Here is a 16,407-nt window from a genome sequence, read left to right on the forward strand (position 1 = left end):
TTACTCGATCTAATCTCCTCTCCCTTATGGGGAGAGGGTTGTTACTCGATCCAATCCCCTCTCCCCTGTGGGGAGAGGGTCAGGGTGAGGGGGTGTTTCCAAAATCAGGACTTCCCGAGCAATTCCGACTTCGCCATGCATTTCACCATTGCTTCCATCACGGCGGCGCGGAAGCCTTTCTCTTCCAGCACTTTCACCGCTTCAATCGTGGTGCCGCCCGGCGAGCACACCATATCCTTCAGCTCACCCGGGTGCTTGCCGGTTTCCAGCACCATCTTCGCGGAGCCCATTACCGCCTGGGCCGCAAACTGGTAGGCCTGCTTGCGCGGCATACCGCCAAGTACCGCCGCATCTGCCATCGCTTCGATAAACATAAATACATACGCCGGAGCGGAGCCGCTCACGCCGACCACCGGGTGGATCATTGCTTCGCTGACCACTTCCGCCTGGCCGAAGCTGCGGAAAATGCTTACCGCATCGGCAATATCTTCAGGCGTGACCAGCGCGTTTGGCGTTACGGAAGTCATGCCCGCGTTAACCAGCGCCGGCGTGTTTGGCATGGCGCGGATTATCTTGCGATCGTGGCCGAGCACTTTAGCCAGCGTATCCAGGGTGATGCCCGCGGCAATAGAGATAATCACCGTGTCTTTATTCAGGCTGGAATTCACTTCGCTCAGCACTTTCAGCATGATGTTTGGCTTCACCGCGCCAAAGACGATGTCCGCTATCTGGGCAACTTCCTGAGCGCTTTCGGCGGCATTAATTCCGTACTCTTCGCACAGCGCCTGAACCTTGTCCGGAGAAGGGGTGTAAATCCAGATATTACCGGCCGGAACCAGGCCGCTGGAAATCAAGCCGCCGAGGATAGCCTTCCCCATATTGCCGCAGCCAATAAAACCAATTTTCTTATCCATAGCGTTACTCCATGGTTATTTGTTTCGTTATCTTATGCTTATAGCTTAACGTGCTTTCCGGCACTTAGGCTATGTTTGCGCTTAAACGGCTCCGCAGGCGCAGATAAACTTTGCCATTCTGCAAAAGCACGGCAAAATTGCTCCCATTCCCGCGACAGTCAGGAGCAACAATGCAAATTTGGGTGGATGCCGATGCGTGTCCTAAGGTAATCAAAGAAGTCCTTTTTCGCGCCGCCGATCGCGCTCAGGTGATGGTGACGCTGGTTGCCAATCAGGGATTAAAAACGCCGCCGTCGCGCTTTATTCGCAGCCTGCAGGTGGCCTCGGGCTTTGACGTTGCGGATAACGAAATTGTTCGCCGCTGTGAGAAAAACGACCTGGTTATCACCGCGGATATTCCGCTGGCGGCCGACGTGCTGGAGAAAGGGGCGATTGCGCTGAACCCGCGCGGCGAGCTTTATACACCCGCGACTATTCGTGAGCGCCTGACGATGCGTGATTTTATGGATACGCTGCGCGCCAGCGGCGTGCAAACCGGCGGCCCGGACAGCCTGAACCAGCGCGACCGCCAGCAGTTTGCCAACGAGCTTGAAAAATGGCTGCTGAGGGTCGCGCGGGCGCAGAAGTCTTAAATAAAGCTGTCGTCGTCGTCGCCGTAATCGTCACCGCCAAAATCATCGTTACCGAAATCAGCGTAGTCGTTCGCGTTATCCTGAGGCTGGCTCAGGAACTGCCTGTCATTGACCTGGCTGTAGTCGTTGACGGAATCAAATGAGCTATTGTCGAAAGACGGAGCCGGTTCGTTGATGATGTTGACTATCTCTTCCGGCTGGCTGCGGTGGAACATGCTGGTCAGCATTTCTGCCACCACTACGCCGCCCGCAACGCCTGCTGCCGTTTGTAACGCTCCGGACAGGAAACCGCCGCCCGCGCGTGGTGCGCTGGCCGGTGCGGCCTGAGGCGCGCCGTAACCTGCTGGTGCCGCGTTTGCGCCATATCCGGCATTACCCTGCGGGGCCGAAGAAGCATAATTCTGGCTGCCGGGAATAGGATCGGACCCGCGTGAGCTGTTGCTGTTGCCGCCGCCGAATAGCCCGGCCAGGAAACCACCGCTGCTTTGCTGCTGGCGAGACTTTTGCTCGAGCTCGGCTACCTGGGCTTCCAGCGCCTGAATTTTACCGTTCAGCTGCTTCATTGCCGCTTCCTGGATAAGGATCGTCTGCGCCATATAGTACGCGGCCCCAGGCTGCTGGCTGAGGTGCTGCGCAATCCGCTGTTCTGCGGCCGCATCGCGAGTGGAACTTTGGCTTTCGGCCTGTTTCAGGCGGTCAAAAAGCCCGTCGATAAGACGCTGCTCTTCAGATTGCATGGCTCATACCTCTGTCATAATGAAGACCCGGGATTCAGTGTTGCTCAAATCGGGCGTCGCTTAAACGCCTTAATCGTAAAGCTAACCATAAATGTGTTACCGAATCTCAGATTAAGGGTTGTCATTGGCCTGGCGTTTAAAGTATTGTGGCGCTGTTGGCGGGTGGCGGCTTTAGTTTACACTTGTTGAAGTTTGATTCAGGCCGTTATAGCTGGTTTTTTGCTGAAGTCCTTTGCTGATTGTAATTAAATGTTTACACTATTTTCTCGTACTAGTTTGATGATATCATCGCTATCCGTTCCTGCTTTTGTCCCGTCTGGCCCTCAGGTCAGCGCTTCCGAGGATTATCTCTGATGACTCAACCCCTATTCTTAGTCGGCGCTCGCGGCTGTGGTAAGACGACCGTCGGTCAGGCACTGGCGAGGACGCTGGGTTATGAATTTGTGGATACCGACAGCTTCCTGCTGACCAGCACCGGAAAAAGCGTGGCTGAGATAGTCGCCGAAGAGGGCTGGCCGGGCTTTCGCGCCCGCGAGTCCGAAGCTTTACAGCAGGTAACGGCTCCTGCAACCGTGGTGGCAACCGGGGGCGGCATGGTGCTGGCCGAAAATAATCGCCAGTTTATGCAGGAAAACGGCATTGCCATCTGGCTGCATGCCCCGGCGCAAATCCTGGCCTCGCGCCTGAACGCATCGCCGGAAGAAGGGCAGCGCCCGACGCTTACCGGTAAAGGCGTGACCGATGAAATTGTTGACGTCCTGGCCGCCCGCGAAGGGCTCTATCGCGAGGTTGCATACCATATTGTCGATGCTACCCGCACGCCGGACGCGGTAGTCGAAGCTATCCTCAACGCGCTGCAAATGGCTCGCGCCAGTTAGCCTATACTTAACGCAAATCCCCACCCGAAAGACCGACAGTAAGTGGGGTTATCTTGCTCTTGTCCCTGCTGAAATGCGCTTCGCTTTTCGATAGACAGAGCTTTTATCTGTTTAATTTCTTTAAAATATATTCAGTTAAAAATGTTACCAAGTGGTTGATGATTTGTTAAGGGTTCTGGCGGTATGCTGCGCGATGACGAGCAAAAAACCACGACCCCGGCGAGTTGTCTCATTAAGGATGTGTATCGGCGCAATGGAGAGGGCAGATTCTGAGTAATTGCGGAGCGAAGCATGAGACCAACTGTAGCCATTCTCACTATCGGCAGCGTGTCCGTAAGTGAAGTCCTTCCCTTCCTGACCGAACATATTTCTGAGCAACAAATTACCCACGTTAGCCTGCTGGGCGAGTTGTCTCGCGAAGAGGTTCAGCGGCTTTATTCACCCGCGCAGGGAGAAGCGTCTCTGCTGACGCTACTGGCGGATAACACTCTTACCCACGTCGGCCGCGACAAAATCTCCATCGCCATGCAGGGCATCATCGAGCAGCTGGATAACCAGGGCTACGAAGTCATTCTGTTAATGAGCACCATGCCTCTACTCGGATTAAGCGCTCGTAACGCCATTTTGCTGGAGCCGGACAGGATAATCCCGCCGCTGGTCGCCTCGATTGTTGATGGCCACCAGGTGGGGATTATTTTGCCGATGCCCGAGTTGATTAAGTTTCAGGAGCAGAAGTGGCGCAAGCTAAGCAACCCGCCGCACTACGCCCTGGCTAACCCAATCCACGGCGGCGACGAAGAGCTGCTGGAGGCGGGGCGCAAACTGATGGCGGAAGGGGCGAATGTTCTGGTGCTGGACTGCCTCGGGTTCCACCAAAAACACCGCGATTTACTGCAAAAGCAGCTCGATGTCCCGGTGTTATTGTCCAACGTGCTGGTGGCCAGGCTGGCGGCAGAACTGCTTACCTGAGAGGATTTAACAATTTACGTGACAGGCCCGAGAGTTCACCTCTATAGTGGATTTTTCACTATATCGATAAAGGGCCAGTCCATGCTTCAGAGTAATGAATACTTCTCCGGTAAAGTAAAATCCATTGGTTTTACCAGCAGCAGCACCGGCCGTGCCAGCGTTGGCGTGATGGCGGAGGGGGAGTACACCTTCGGGACCGCTCAGCCGGAAGAGATGACCGTGGTTAGCGGGGCATTGCACGTCCTGCTGCCGGGAGAAACAGAGTGGAAAACCTACGCGGCGGGTGAAGTGTTTAACGTGCCTGGACACAGCGAGTTCCACCTGCAGGTTGCAGAGCCGACCTCTTATCTTTGCCGTTATCTGGCCGATAAATAATTGCGTTTTTTCCCCTCTCTGCGCGTCGCCAGAGAGGGGAAAAGCATTAACGCTGTGCTTCGCCGCCCAGCGCTTCTACCAGGTTGTTGATAAGCGCGGCTAATTCGCCGGTCATCAAAATAAAGTCGGCGTCAAAACGTCCGCCAAAATCTTCCCGCTCGATATCGTCGTTCTGCTCGCGCAGCGTGTCGGCAAACTTCAGGCGTTTAATCGAACCGTCGTCTGCCAGCACAAACTGAATGCGTTCCTGCCAGTCCAGCGCCAGTTTGGTGACCACTTTGCCGGTTTCAATATGCGCGGCGATTTCGTCACACACCAGCTCCTGCTGCTTGCAGCGGATCACGCCGCCGCCTTCGAGAATCGCTTTCAGCTCGGCTTCGTCCATCAGCGCGAAACCGGCCGGCACATCCCCAGACCGCACCCATTCGGTCAGCGTCAGCTCGATTGGATTTTCCAGAGCCAGCGGAACCACCGGCAGCGAACCCAGGCTTTTACGCAGCAGGGCGAGAGTATCTTCGGCTTTTTTCGCGCTGGCGCAGTCGACCATAATCAGGCCGTTTACCGTGTCTATCCACATCATTGTCTGGCTGAAGCGGCTGAAAGCGCGAGGCAGCAGGGAGTGCAGCACTTCGTCTTTCAGGGAGTCTTTCTCGGTCTTTTTCAGCTTACGTGCCTGCTCCGCTTCGAGCTTATTGATTTTGGCTTCCAGAGCCTGTTTGATAACCGGAGCCGGCAGAATTTTTTCTTCTTTACGGGCGCAAATCACAATCTGGCCGTTGGCAACATGGGTTAATGCATCGCTGTGCGAGCCCATCGGCGACACCCAGCCGGTTTTTGCCATGTCCTGGCTGCCGCAAGGGGTGAAGGTGAAGGCGGCTAACTGTTTTTCCATTGCATCCGCCGTCAGCGTGATGTCACGGCTTAGACGGTAAACCATTAAATTTTTAAACCACAGCATGATTCTGTCCCAGATTGTCAGTTAAACGCAGCGGGCATGATAACGAATTGACGGCCTCGTTTCATCGCATTTGCTTAGATGCCATTCTATACTATTGATAATTATCACCAAATGAGGAAGTTCATGTGCGCATAGGTATCGATCTCGGTGGTACAAAAACAGAAGTAATCGCGCTGGCAGATGACGGAAAGCAGCTCTACCGCCACCGGCTGCCAACGCCTAAAAATGACTACCAGGCCACCCTCAAAAACATCGTTGAGCTGGTGCGGCTGGCGGAAGAAGCAACGGGCGAGACCGGTACGGTTGGGCTGGGTATTCCGGGGTCAATCTCCCCTTATACCCGGGTAGTGAAAAACGCGAACTCGACCTGGCTTAACGGCCAGCCGTTCGACAAAGATCTCAGCAGCGCGCTCAAGCGCGAAGTCCGGCTGGCAAATGACGCCAACTGCCTTGCGGTATCAGAAGCTATCGATGGCGCGGCTGCCGGGGCACAGATTGTGTTTGCGGTGATAATCGGCACCGGCTGTGGCGCAGGTATTGCCATCAACGGCCACAGCCTGATTGGCGGCAACGGCACGGCGGGAGAGTGGGGCCACAACCCTCTGCCATGGATGGATGAGGACGAGCTGCGTTTTCGCGCTGAAGTGCCGTGTTATTGCGGCAAACAGGGCTGTATTGAAACCTTTATCTCCGGCACCGGGTTTGGCACGGACTACCAGCGCCTGAGCGGGAAAACGCTGAAGGGCAATGAGATTATCAACCTGGCTGAACAGCAGGATCCGCTGGCCGAGCTGGCCCTGAGCCGCTATGAAACGCGGTTGGCTAAATCTCTGGCGCATATTGTTAATATTCTCGACCCGGATGTGATTGTGCTGGGCGGCGGGATGAGCAATGTGGAGCGTTTGTATCGCACCGTGCCGCAGCTGATTAAGCCCTGGGTATTTGGCGGCGAGTGCGAAACGCCGATTCGCAAAGCCGTGCACGGGGATTCCAGCGGCGTTCGTGGCGCGGCGTGGCTTTGGCCGTTAGAGAAGTAAATCGCACCCCTCATCCTCCAGGAGGGTGAGGGGCGATTTTCGTTATTCCCAGGGTAAAAGGTCAATCCACCGCGAAAACCTTATCCAGCCGGCTCACGCCCAGTCCGTTAATTTTCTTCACTTTAATCTGCACCGGAATACGCTCCTTCATCGCCTCAACGTGGCTGATTACGCCGATGGTTTTCCCGCTGGCGTTCAGGGTGTCCAGCGCGTCGAGCGCGGTATCCAGCGTCTGCGCGTCCAGAGTGCCAAAGCCTTCATCAAGGAACAGCGAGTCGATGCGGGTTTTGTGGCTTACCAGGTCGGAAAGCGCCAGCGCCAGCGCCAGGCTCACCAGGAAGCTTTCGCCGCCGGACAGCGTGCGGGTGTCGCGCACCGCGTCGGCCTGCCAGGTGTCCATAACCTGTAGCTCCAGCGCTTCGCTGTCTTTACGCTGCAACAGGTAGCGGCCGTGGAGGCGATTAAGCTGGTTGTTTGCCAGCCAGACCAGGTTATCCAGCGTCAGTCCCTGGGCAAATTTACGGAATTTATCGCCTTCTCTGGAGCCGACCAGGGCGTTGAGATAGCCCCAGTCCTCCGCCTGAGCCTCGCACTCTTTGATCTCCTGCATCAGCGCCTGCTGGCGCGAGCGGTTCTCTTTGTCGTGGCTTTGCTGCTGCTTTATTTGCCCCTGCTGAGAGGCGTTTTCACGCAGCCGGTGGGCCAGATCTGCAATTTGAGCCTCAAGAACGCTGATGTCTGCTTCTTCGCCGAGTGTTTCCGGGCGTGACGTCAGGTGCTGGGCCAGCGCCGTTTCGGCCTGCTCAAGCAGCGTCGTTTGCTGCTGCTGCTGACGCTCCAGCTGCTGTTTGTGCTGCTCAAGCTCGAGCCGGACGTTTTCTTCCATCAGGGCGCAATGGAACTCTTCTTCGTCGCTGAACTGGCTGGCTGCCAGCGCGGCGCTGAACTGCTCCTGGGCCTCGCGGGCCGCGGCTTCGCTCTGCTGTAGCTGCTGCGCCAGAGACTGACGCTGGCCTTCCAGCAGGTTGCATTCATTGTGCAGAGTCTGCCAGTTTTGCAGCGCGGCCTGGTGCTCAGACTCGGCAAGCATCGCGGGGGCCGAGCCATCGTCCTGAAGGGTTGAAAGCAGCATTTCAAGGGTGGAAAGCTGCTGGCGGAGCTGCGGCAGTTTATCCTGCTGCTGTTGCCACTGTTGGGACTCCTGCTGGCGGGCATCCAGCCAGCTTTGCTCTTCGCCCGGCTGCGGACGCGCAAGGCCAACCTGCTCCAGCGCCGCCTGAAGCGAAGCGTTCCGGGCGTTAAACTCGGCGTTCATCTTTTGGTGCTGTTCGCTGTCTCGCTGGTATTGCGCTTCGAGCGCCTGGCGCTCTGCGAGCTGGCGCAGCTGCTGTTCACGCAGTTCCTGCTCTTCCAGCCACTGGTTCAGAACGTCTTGTGGCGTTAAGGCTATGCTCAGCCCGGCGCATTGCTGCTGCCAGCGGGCCGAGAGTGAGTCTGCCTCTTCCTGTAGCGCCGCGCCTTCATGGACTCGTTTTTCCCGCTGCTGGCGCTGGGTTTCAAGTTGGCCCTTGAGGGCGAAACCCTGCTCGGCGAGCGCGGCGACTTCAAGCTTCAGGGCGGCGAGGCGACGCTGGTTTTCTCCCGGCTCCAGCGCCTTATAGGCCTCAACGGCCGGGTGCTGAGTTGAGCCGCACAGCGGGCAGGGGGCGTCCTTTTGCAACTGAGCACGTTCGGCCTCAAGGCTATGGATCCGTTTTTCCTGCTCGACGATTTTTTCCAGGTCGGCTTCATGCTGGCGTTTATCTTTATACTGCTGGCGTTTTTGCCCCAGCTCGACATCACAAGCGGCAATTTGCTTATCCAGCTCCTCCAGCTCTCGCACCAGCCCTGTTTTGCGTTTTTCCACCGTGGCAAACTGAGGTTGCAGGGCTGCCAGCTGTTGGCGACCCGGCCTGGCGGCCATTAGCTGCTGTAAATGAGTGCTTACTTCTTCCGGCGTTAACGCCAGATTTATCTCCGGCAGTGCCTGTAATTTTTGCTGGCTAACCCACAGTGCCTGCTGTAGACCTTCAAGTTGCTTTTCATCCCGCAGTCGCTGGCTAAAGGCCATGCGCCAGCCCGCAAGCTCGGCGGCCCAGAGGCGATAGCTATCGTGGGCAGAGAGCCAGTCCTGAACCTGCTGAGCCTCCGCCTGAAGTTTTTCAGCCTGAACGGCCGCCAGCAGCCGGGTTTGCTGGCGACTCACCGAGGCGTGGCGTAAGCGCGCATTCACACTTTCCGCCGCTTCGGTATTTTGCTTCAGCGCCTGCTGCTTTTCCTGGAGACGCTGCCAGTGCGGGCGCAGCTTTTCGGCAGGCAGCGCACGAGCCAATTTGTCCAGCTGCGGGGCGGCATCCAGCAGAGCCTGATTAGCGGTATTCAGCCCCAGCCGCTTTTGTTCTTTATCGGCGGTCAGCTTGCCCAGCTGGCTCAGCCAGTCCCGATGCCGCTGGCGCACCTGCTGCTCGGTGCCCAGCGTTTGTTCTTCAAGAGTGAGCGCCTGCAAACTTGCCGTGAGCTGCTGTTGCTGCTCTTCGCTGAGCAGGGCAACGCCCGCCGCCTGAGCCAGCAAATTTTCCAGCCGAATTTTGATTTGCTTGTGGTTTTCAAATACCGCAGCGGAGACGGTGCCGTAGATTTCTGTGCCGGTCAGCTCTTCGAGCAGCGAGGCGCGGTCGTTGGCATCGGCATTTAAAAATGCCGCGAATTGCCCCTGAGAGAGCATCATCGAACGGGTAAAACGGTCGTAATCCAGCCCGGTTAGCGAGGCAACAAGGTCGAGCTTGTCTTTGATTTTGTCCGCAAGAATTTTGCCGTCGCTGATTTGGGCCAGCTCCACGCGCGGCGCCTGAAGGTTGCCGTTTGCCGCATTCCGTGCGCGGTTCTGGCTCCAGAAAGCGCGGTAGCCAACGCCCTTAACCTCAAACTCCACCTCGGCCAGGCACTCGGCGGTGTCTCTGGTCATCAGGTCGTTCTGCGACTGCGATACGCTGCTCAGGCGCGGCGTTTTGTGGTAGAGCGCAAGACAGATGGCGTCCAGCAGCGTGGTTTTGCCCGCTCCGGTCGGGCCGGTAATGGCAAATAGTCCGTTGCTGGCGAAGGGTTCCCGAGTGAAATCAATCTTCCACTCGCCCTTGAGGGAGTTAATATTTTTTAAACGCAGGCTAAGAATTTTCATGCCTGTTCCTCCTGCTGGTGCAGGTCCGAGAGCGTTTGGGCAAACAGCGTTCTCAGCCTGGCGGCGCGTTCTTCTGTAGTTTCTTCCTGGCTAAGGCGGCGCTCAAATACCTCTTCAACGGTCAGCTCGCTTAGCGTCTCTTTATGCTGGCTGGCGATGACCCGCTCGCGCTGTTCGCGGCTGCGGCGCAACAGCACAACTTCTACCGGCAGGGTGTCGGTTAAAGCCTGAACCTGACGCTGCATATCGTGAAGATATTCATCGGTGGCGATTTCGATATCCAGCCAGACTTTTGGCTCGGCAGGGGCATTACGCCACTGCTCAAGCTGCTGTTCTATCTCCCTTAGCGAACCTTTTATCACCGCTAACGGCTGGCTGACCGGGACTTCAAGGGCTTCGACGCCCGCAAGCTGGCCGCCGCTGAATTCAACCAGAAATACGCTTTTAGCTTTGCCCGTTTCGTCGAAGCTGAGTGCAATCGGGGAGCCGCTGTAGCGGATATGTTCGCTGCCGCCAATCTTCTGCGCCCGGTGGATGTGGCCCAGCGCGATATAGTCAGCCGGAGGAAAGTGCTGCGCCGGGAAGGCGTCCAGGGTGCCGATGTAAATGTCTCTCACCGCATCGGATTTGGTTACGCCAACCGTGGTGAGATGCCCGGTGGCAATAATCGGCAGCGGGCGGTCGCCGCGTAATGCGACGGCGGCTTTGTAGCACTGCTGGTAGTGCTCGCTAATCGCCTCCATTAATGAGCGCTGTTTCTCATGGCCGGAAAGCCCGGCCTGGCTGCTTTGGATATCGCGCGGACGCAGGAACGGGATTGGGCACAAAATAGCGCCGGGCGTGCCGTCTTTGTTATTCAGCACCAGCGCCTGCTCTTCCTGGCGATGCCGGGCGCTGGCGATCACGCGAGTATTCAGGCAGGCGAGCAGCTCGCGCGACTCGTTAAGCGTGGCGACGGAGTCGTGGTTGCCCGCCAGCACAACAAGCTGGCAGCCGCTGGCCTGCAACTGCACCACAAAACGGTTATAGATTTCACGGGCGTAGCTCGGCGGCGAGCCGGTATCAAAAATGTCACCCGCTACAATTATGGCATCCACCTGATGTTCGGCCGCCGCGTTAAGCAGCCAGTCAAGAAAGGCCTGGTGTTCAGAAGCCCGGCTTTTGGTATAGAAGTTTTGGCCGAGGTGCCAGTCTGATGTGTGGAGAATGCGCATAACCTGTCCCATGGCAAAGAGGCGAGTTTCCGATTATAAGCTATTGAGCCGCCAGCGTAACCGTGCGCGAAACTCAGCGGCTGTCATAATTCAAAAAGGTGAAATATCGGACGGTCATCTTTTTCATAAATCTGTCACAAATCTGACGCATACTGGCGCACAATTAATAAGAGATGGTCTCTTTTCAACAGGGTAAATCATGGCGAGACGCATTTTAGTCGTAGAAGATGAAGCTCCGATTCGTGAAATGGTGAGCTTTGTGCTCGAGCAAAATGGCTTCCAGTCGGTAGAGGCGGAAGATTATGACAGCGCGGTTAACCTGCTGATTGAACCTTTCCCCGACCTGATCCTGCTGGACTGGATGCTGCCGGGCGGTTCGGGTATCCAGTTTATTAAGCACCTTAAGCGTGAAGCGCTGACCCGCGAAATCCCGGTGATGATGCTAACCGCGCGCGGAGAAGAAGAAGATCGCGTTCGCGGGCTTGAAGTCGGGGCCGACGATTACATCACCAAACCATTCTCGCCAAAGGAACTGGTGGCGCGTATTAAAGCGGTAATGCGCCGTATTTCGCCGATGGCGGTGGAAGAGGTGATTGAGATGCAGGGACTGAGCCTTGACCCGTCCTCGCATCGGGTAATGACCGGTGAAGACCCGCTGGATATGGGGCCAACCGAGTTTAAGCTGTTACACTTCTTTATGACCCACCCGGAGCGCGTTTACAGCCGTGAACAGCTGCTTAATAACGTGTGGGGAACCAACGTTTACGTTGAAGATCGCACCGTAGACGTGCATATTCGCCGCCTGCGTAAAGCGCTGGAAACAAGTGGTCATGACAAAATGGTGCAAACGGTTCGCGGCACGGGTTATCGTTTTTCAACCCGCTTTTAAAATGCTTACAGGAGCGTGACGCGTGCTGGAACGGCTGTCATGGAAAAGGCTGGTACTGGAGCTGATGCTCTGTTGTTTACCGGCGGCTATTCTTGGATTGATCTTTGGCCATCTGCCGTGGTTTTTACTGGCGGCAGTAACCTCCCTGCTGAGCTGGCATTTCTGGAATCTCCTTCGTCTGTCCTGGTGGCTGTGGGTTGACCGCAGCATGACTCCGCCTCCGGGCCGGGGAAGCTGGGAGCCTCTGCTTTACGGGCTGCATCAAATGCAGTTGCGTAACAAAAAGCGCCGTAAAGAGCTGGGTAATCTGATCAAGCGCTTTCGTAGCGGGGCCGAATCGTTGCCCGATGCGGTGGTGCTGACCACGGAAGAGGGCACTATTTTTTGGTGTAATGGCCTGGCCCAGCAACTGCTTGGGCTGCGCTGGCCGGACGATAATGGCCAAAACATCCTTAACCTTCTGCGTTACCCCGAATTCACACAGTATGTGGCGAATCAGCAGTTTAATCGCCCGCTGACGCTGGTGATGAATAATGGCCGCCACCTTGAGTTCCGCCTGATGCCGTATGCCGACGGGCAGTGGCTGATGGTGGCGCGTGATGTGACGCAAATGCATCAGCTTGAAGGCGCCAGGCGTAACTTCTTCGCCAACGTCAGCCATGAGCTGCGCACCCCGCTAACCGTGTTACAGGGTTATCTGGAGATGATGCAGGATCAGGCGCTGGAAGGCCCGCTGAGGGATAAAGCATTACATACGATGCGCGAGCAAACGTCGCGCATGGAAGGGCTGGTTCGACAACTGCTGACCTTGTCGAGAATTGAAGCGGCACCGGCGCTGTCGATGAATGAAAAAATCGACGTTCCGCTGATGCTGCGCGTTGTTGAACGCGAGGCGCAGACCCTGAGCCAGCAGAAGCAAACGCTCACTTTTAACGTTGAGCCTGGGCTACAGGTTTACGGCAATGAAGAGCAGTTGCGCAGCGCCATTTCCAACCTGGTGTATAACGCCGTGAACCATACTCCGGAGGGGACGCACATTACCGTGACCTGGCGGCGTCAGCCGCACGGCGTGGCGTTTAGCGTTAAGGATACCGGGCCGGGGATTTCAGCGGAGCACCTTCCTCGCCTTACCGAACGTTTTTATCGGGTGGATAAAGCCCGTTCCCGGCAGACGGGCGGCAGCGGGCTTGGGCTGGCGATTGTGAAGCACGCCCTTAGCCACCACGACGCGCGTCTGGAGATTGAAAGTAAACCGGGGCAGGGATCGACATTTTCGTTTGTGTTGCCGGAGCGGTTAATCGCCCAGGATCCTGCGGCAGTTGCACATTAATTCACCGCAAGCGTCAAGCTCTGTTTCCACAGGCCAGTTTACTGGCCTTTTTTGTTGGTTTTTTCTCCACTCGTTAAGCGTTAAAGGCGAATTGTTGATTTTTTGTCCGAATGATAAGCCACAATAAATTCGTATAATTGAATTTATTCACTGCCTGCCGTGATTTTTAAAGGATATCTTTCTGGTTTCCCGATCCCTTCTTGTCTTCAAACGCTATAAGCGTTTTAATTGCCCCCCTGTTGTTACCAGACCGACTGAAATTGAGTGGTAATTCGACTAACTATTCTTCGCCACCGATCCGGAGAAGCATATTCCGCTGTCGTTACCGGTAATAACCGCTTTTTTGCCGAACGTTATTTGGAACCGCGTGCGGTTAAAAAATTTGAACGTTTTCAACACCACACATCCACAGGCTGCATTATTTTATGACCTATCATTTAAAATCGCGTGACATCATCGCTCTGGGCTTTATGACCTTTGCGCTGTTTGTGGGCGCGGGCAACATCATTTTCCCCCCAATGGTTGGCTTACAGGCCGGTGAACACGTCTGGACGTCTGCACTTGGCTTCCTGGTCACCGCGGTAGGCTTACCGGTGCTGACCATCGTGGCCATTGCCCGTGTCGGCGGCGGTATTGATAGCCTCAGCTCGCCGATTGGCCGCCGGGCCGGTATTTTGCTGGCGACCGTTTGTTACCTGGCTGTTGGCCCGCTGTTTGCCACGCCGCGCACCACCACCGTGTCGTTTGAAATCGGCATTGCGCCGCTGACCGGTATGGGCGATATGCCGCTGTTTATCTACAGCCTGGTGTATTTCGCGCTGGTGATTGGTATTTCGCTTTATCCCGGCAAGCTGCTGGATACCGTTGGCCATTTCCTTGCGCCGGTGAAAATCCTGGCGCTGCTGATCCTCTCCGCCGGTGCCGTTCTGTGGCCTGCCGGTGGCCTGAGTTCTGCGACCGAAGCCTATCAAAACGCGGCATTCTCTAACGGCTTTGTGAACGGCTACCTGACGATGGACACCCTGGCCTCGCTGGTATTCGGGATCGTTATCGTCAATGCGGCACGTTCTCGCGGTGTGACCGAATCCCGCCTGCTGACCCGCTACACCATCTGGGCTGGCCTGATTGCCGGTGTCGGCCTGACGATTATCTATCTGGCGCTGTTCCACCTCGGGTCTGATAGCGCCAATCTGGTTGAGCAAAACGCCAACGGCGCGGCTATTCTGCACGCCTACGTTGCCCATACCTTTGGCGGAGCAGGCAGCTTCTTCCTTGCTGCGCTGATTTTCCTCGCCTGCCTGGTTACGGCGGTTGGCCTGACCTGCGCCTGCGCGGAGTTCTTTAGCCAGTATTTACCGCTCTCTTACCGCTCGCTGGTGTTTATCCTCGGCCTGTTCTCGATGATTGTATCTAACCTCGGCCTGAGCCATCTGATTCAGATCTCTATTCCGGTGCTGACGGCTATCTACCCGCCTTGTATCGCCCTGGTGGTCTTAAGCTTTACCCGTCCGTGGTGGCACAATTCCACCCGCGTTATCGCACCGGCAATGCTGATAAGCCTGCTGTTTGGTATCATCGACGGCATTAAAGCTTCGGCAATCAGCGATGTACTGCCTGCATGGGCGGCGAAACTGCCGCTGGCGGACCAGGGCCTTGCGTGGCTGCTGCCAACCGTCGCGATGGCGGTTATCGCCGCCGTCTGGGACCGGGCTGCGGGGCGTCAGGTGACTTCCACCGCGCACTAAGAGTTTGATTGTTAACTAACCACGGAGTCGCCCTCCGTGGTTTTTTTATTGTGAAGAGTGGTACAGGATTCATGGAAAACACCAATAAGCTCAAGCGCGGTTTGAGCACCCGGCACATCCGATTTATGGCGCTGGGTTCGGCGATTGGAACAGGGCTGTTTTACGGCTCGGCAGACGCTATTAAGATGGCGGGGCCAAGCGTACTGCTGGCGTATATTATCGGCGGCGTTGCGGCCTATATCATCATGCGCGCGCTGGGCGAAATGTCGGTTCATAACCCCTCTGCCAGCTCGTTTTCCCGTTATGCTCAGGATTACCTGGGGCCGCTGGCAGGCTACATCACCGGCTGGACCTACTGCTTTGAAATATTGATTGTCGCCATCGCCGACGTGACCGCCTTCGGGATCTATATGGGCATCTGGTTCCCGGCGGTGCCGCACTGGGTCTGGGTGCTGAGCGTGGTGCTTATCATCAGCGCCATCAACCTGATGAGCGTAAAGGTATTTGGCGAGCTGGAATTCTGGTTCTCGTTTTTCAAAGTGGCGACCATCATCATTATGATCCTCGCCGGTATCGGCATTATCTTCTGGGGCATCGGTAACGGCGGCCAGGCGACCGGTATTCATAATCTGTGGAGCAACGGAGGCTTCTTCAGTAACGGCTGGTTAGGCATGATAATGTCGCTGCAAATGGTGATGTTCGCCTACGGCGGTATTGAAATCATCGGCATCACCGCGGGCGAAGCGAAGGACCCTGAGAAATCCATTCCGCGCGCGATTAACTCTGTCCCGCTGCGTATTCTGGTGTTCTACGTTGGCACGCTGTTTGTCATCATGTCTATCTACCCGTGGAACCAGGTTGGCACCGAAGGCAGCCCGTTTGTCATGACGTTCCAGCACATGGGCATTACCGCTGCGGCCGGTATTCTTAACTTCGTGGTCATCACCGCTTCTCTTTCCGCTATCAACAGCGATGTGTTCGGCGTTGGGCGCATGCTGCACGGCATGGCCGAGCAGGGCAGCGCGCCGAAGGTATTCGCTAAAACCTCACGTAACGGTATTCCGTGGGTGACGGTTGTGGTGATGGGCTTTGCCATGCTGCTGGCGGTTTACCTGAACTACATCATGCCGGAAAACGTCTTCCTGGTGATTGCATCGCTGGCAACCTTTGCCACCGTATGGGTGTGGATAATGATCCTGCTGTCGCAGATTGCCTTCCGCCGCCGTTTGCCACCGGAAGAGGCAAAAGCGCTTAAATTCCCGATCCCGGGCGGCGTGGCGACGACTATCGTAGGTCTGGTATTCCTGGTGTTTATCATCGCGCTGATTGGTTACCACCCCGACACCCGTATTTCGCTGTATGTTGGCTGCGGCTGGATTGTGCTACTGCTGATTGGCTGGTTCTTTAAACGCCGCCGTCAGCTTGCTACAGCCGAAGCAAAATAAACCCTGAACCCCGCCGCTGGCGGGGTTTTTGTTAGCCTCTCCGCCCCTGTAATCCTCCCCCAAATTA

General features: G+C 56.3%; 14 protein-coding genes. 9 read left to right on the forward strand and 5 right to left on the reverse strand.

Features of this window, described 5'->3' with window-relative positions; all coding sequences use genetic code 11:
- Window positions 1-104 precede the first annotated feature (104 nt).
- Complete coding sequence (gene proC / locus HMPREF0201_RS03725) at window positions 105-914, reverse strand: pyrroline-5-carboxylate reductase (protein WP_016535136.1); 810 nt, start codon at window positions 912-914, stop codon at window positions 105-107.
- A 170-nt stretch (window positions 915-1,084) separates the two neighbouring features.
- Between proC and HMPREF0201_RS03730 the strand changes: the two genes are divergently transcribed.
- The gene (locus tag HMPREF0201_RS03730; protein ID WP_016535137.1) at window positions 1,085-1,546 is read left to right on the forward strand and encodes a YaiI/YqxD family protein; all 462 of its coding nucleotides are present in this window, start codon (window positions 1,085-1,087) and stop codon (window positions 1,544-1,546) included.
- Here HMPREF0201_RS03730 and HMPREF0201_RS03735 read toward each other — a convergent pair.
- Complete coding sequence (locus HMPREF0201_RS03735; protein WP_016535138.1) at window positions 1,543-2,283, reverse strand: DUF2076 domain-containing protein; 741 nt, start codon at window positions 2,281-2,283, stop codon at window positions 1,543-1,545. The genes HMPREF0201_RS03730 and HMPREF0201_RS03735 overlap by 4 nt on opposite strands.
- Window positions 2,284-2,636: 353 nt before the next feature.
- Here HMPREF0201_RS03735 and aroL point away from each other — a divergent pair, with 353 nt between their 5' ends.
- The 3 genes from aroL (at window position 2,637) to ppnP (ending at window position 4,505) form a co-directional block, all read left to right on the forward strand.
- A complete protein-coding gene (gene aroL / locus HMPREF0201_RS03740; protein WP_016535139.1) occupies window positions 2,637-3,161 on the forward strand; it encodes a shikimate kinase AroL in 525 nt (174 codons plus the stop codon).
- Window positions 3,162-3,452: 291 nt separating this feature from the next.
- Window positions 3,453-4,130 carry an AroM family protein gene (locus HMPREF0201_RS03745; RefSeq protein WP_016535140.1) on the forward strand — a complete coding sequence of 226 codons (678 nt, stop codon included), beginning with the start codon at window positions 3,453-3,455 and terminating at the stop codon, window positions 4,128-4,130.
- Window positions 4,131-4,211: 81 nt separating this feature from the next.
- Entirely contained in the window at window positions 4,212-4,505 is a 294-nt protein-coding gene (ppnP, locus tag HMPREF0201_RS03750) for a pyrimidine/purine nucleoside phosphorylase (RefSeq protein WP_008454495.1), read from the forward strand.
- 46 nt (window positions 4,506-4,551) lie between these two features.
- On the opposite strand, the gene rdgC is transcribed toward ppnP, so the two are convergent.
- Window positions 4,552-5,463, reverse strand: a complete 912-nt coding sequence (gene rdgC, locus HMPREF0201_RS03755) for a recombination-associated protein RdgC (RefSeq protein ID WP_016535141.1) — start codon at window positions 5,461-5,463, stop codon at window positions 4,552-4,554.
- Window positions 5,464-5,588: 125 nt separating this feature from the next.
- On the opposite strand from rdgC, the gene mak reads away from it, so the two are divergent.
- On the forward strand, window positions 5,589-6,500 hold the full coding sequence (gene mak / locus HMPREF0201_RS03760) for a fructokinase (RefSeq protein ID WP_016535142.1): 912 nt from the start codon (window positions 5,589-5,591) through the stop codon (window positions 6,498-6,500).
- Window positions 6,501-6,561: 61 nt separating this feature from the next.
- On the opposite strand, the gene sbcC is transcribed toward mak, so the two are convergent.
- Together sbcC and sbcD are read right to left on the reverse strand one after the other, a co-directional pair.
- A complete protein-coding gene (gene sbcC / locus HMPREF0201_RS03765) occupies window positions 6,562-9,717 on the reverse strand; it encodes an exonuclease subunit SbcC (protein WP_016535143.1) in 3,156 nt (1,051 codons plus the stop codon).
- On the reverse strand, window positions 9,714-10,931 hold the full coding sequence (gene sbcD, locus HMPREF0201_RS03770; protein WP_039897964.1) for an exonuclease subunit SbcD: 1,218 nt from the start codon (window positions 10,929-10,931) through the stop codon (window positions 9,714-9,716). Before sbcD ends, sbcC begins: the two co-directional genes overlap by 4 nt.
- 199 nt (window positions 10,932-11,130) lie before the next feature.
- On the opposite strand from sbcD, the gene phoB reads away from it, so the two are divergent.
- The 4 genes from phoB (at window position 11,131) to proY (ending at window position 16,340) form a co-directional block, all read left to right on the forward strand.
- Entirely contained in the window at window positions 11,131-11,820 is a 690-nt protein-coding gene (gene phoB, locus HMPREF0201_RS03775; RefSeq protein ID WP_008454506.1) for a phosphate response regulator transcription factor PhoB, read from the forward strand.
- A 22-nt stretch (window positions 11,821-11,842) separates the two neighbouring features.
- The gene (gene phoR, locus HMPREF0201_RS03780; RefSeq protein ID WP_016535145.1) at window positions 11,843-13,150 is read left to right on the forward strand and encodes a phosphate regulon sensor histidine kinase PhoR; all 1,308 of its coding nucleotides are present in this window, start codon (window positions 11,843-11,845) and stop codon (window positions 13,148-13,150) included.
- Between the two features lie 425 nt (window positions 13,151-13,575).
- The gene (gene brnQ / locus HMPREF0201_RS03785; RefSeq protein WP_016535147.1) at window positions 13,576-14,895 is read left to right on the forward strand and encodes a branched-chain amino acid transporter carrier protein BrnQ; all 1,320 of its coding nucleotides are present in this window, start codon (window positions 13,576-13,578) and stop codon (window positions 14,893-14,895) included.
- A gap of 71 nt (window positions 14,896-14,966) precedes the next feature.
- Complete coding sequence (gene proY / locus HMPREF0201_RS03790) at window positions 14,967-16,340, forward strand: proline-specific permease ProY (RefSeq protein WP_016535148.1); 1,374 nt, start codon at window positions 14,967-14,969, stop codon at window positions 16,338-16,340.
- Window positions 16,341-16,407: the final 67 nt, after the last annotated feature.

The sequence above is a fragment of the Cedecea davisae DSM 4568 genome (assembly GCF_000412335.2).
Lineage (GTDB): Bacteria > Pseudomonadota > Gammaproteobacteria > Enterobacterales > Enterobacteriaceae > Cedecea > Cedecea davisae.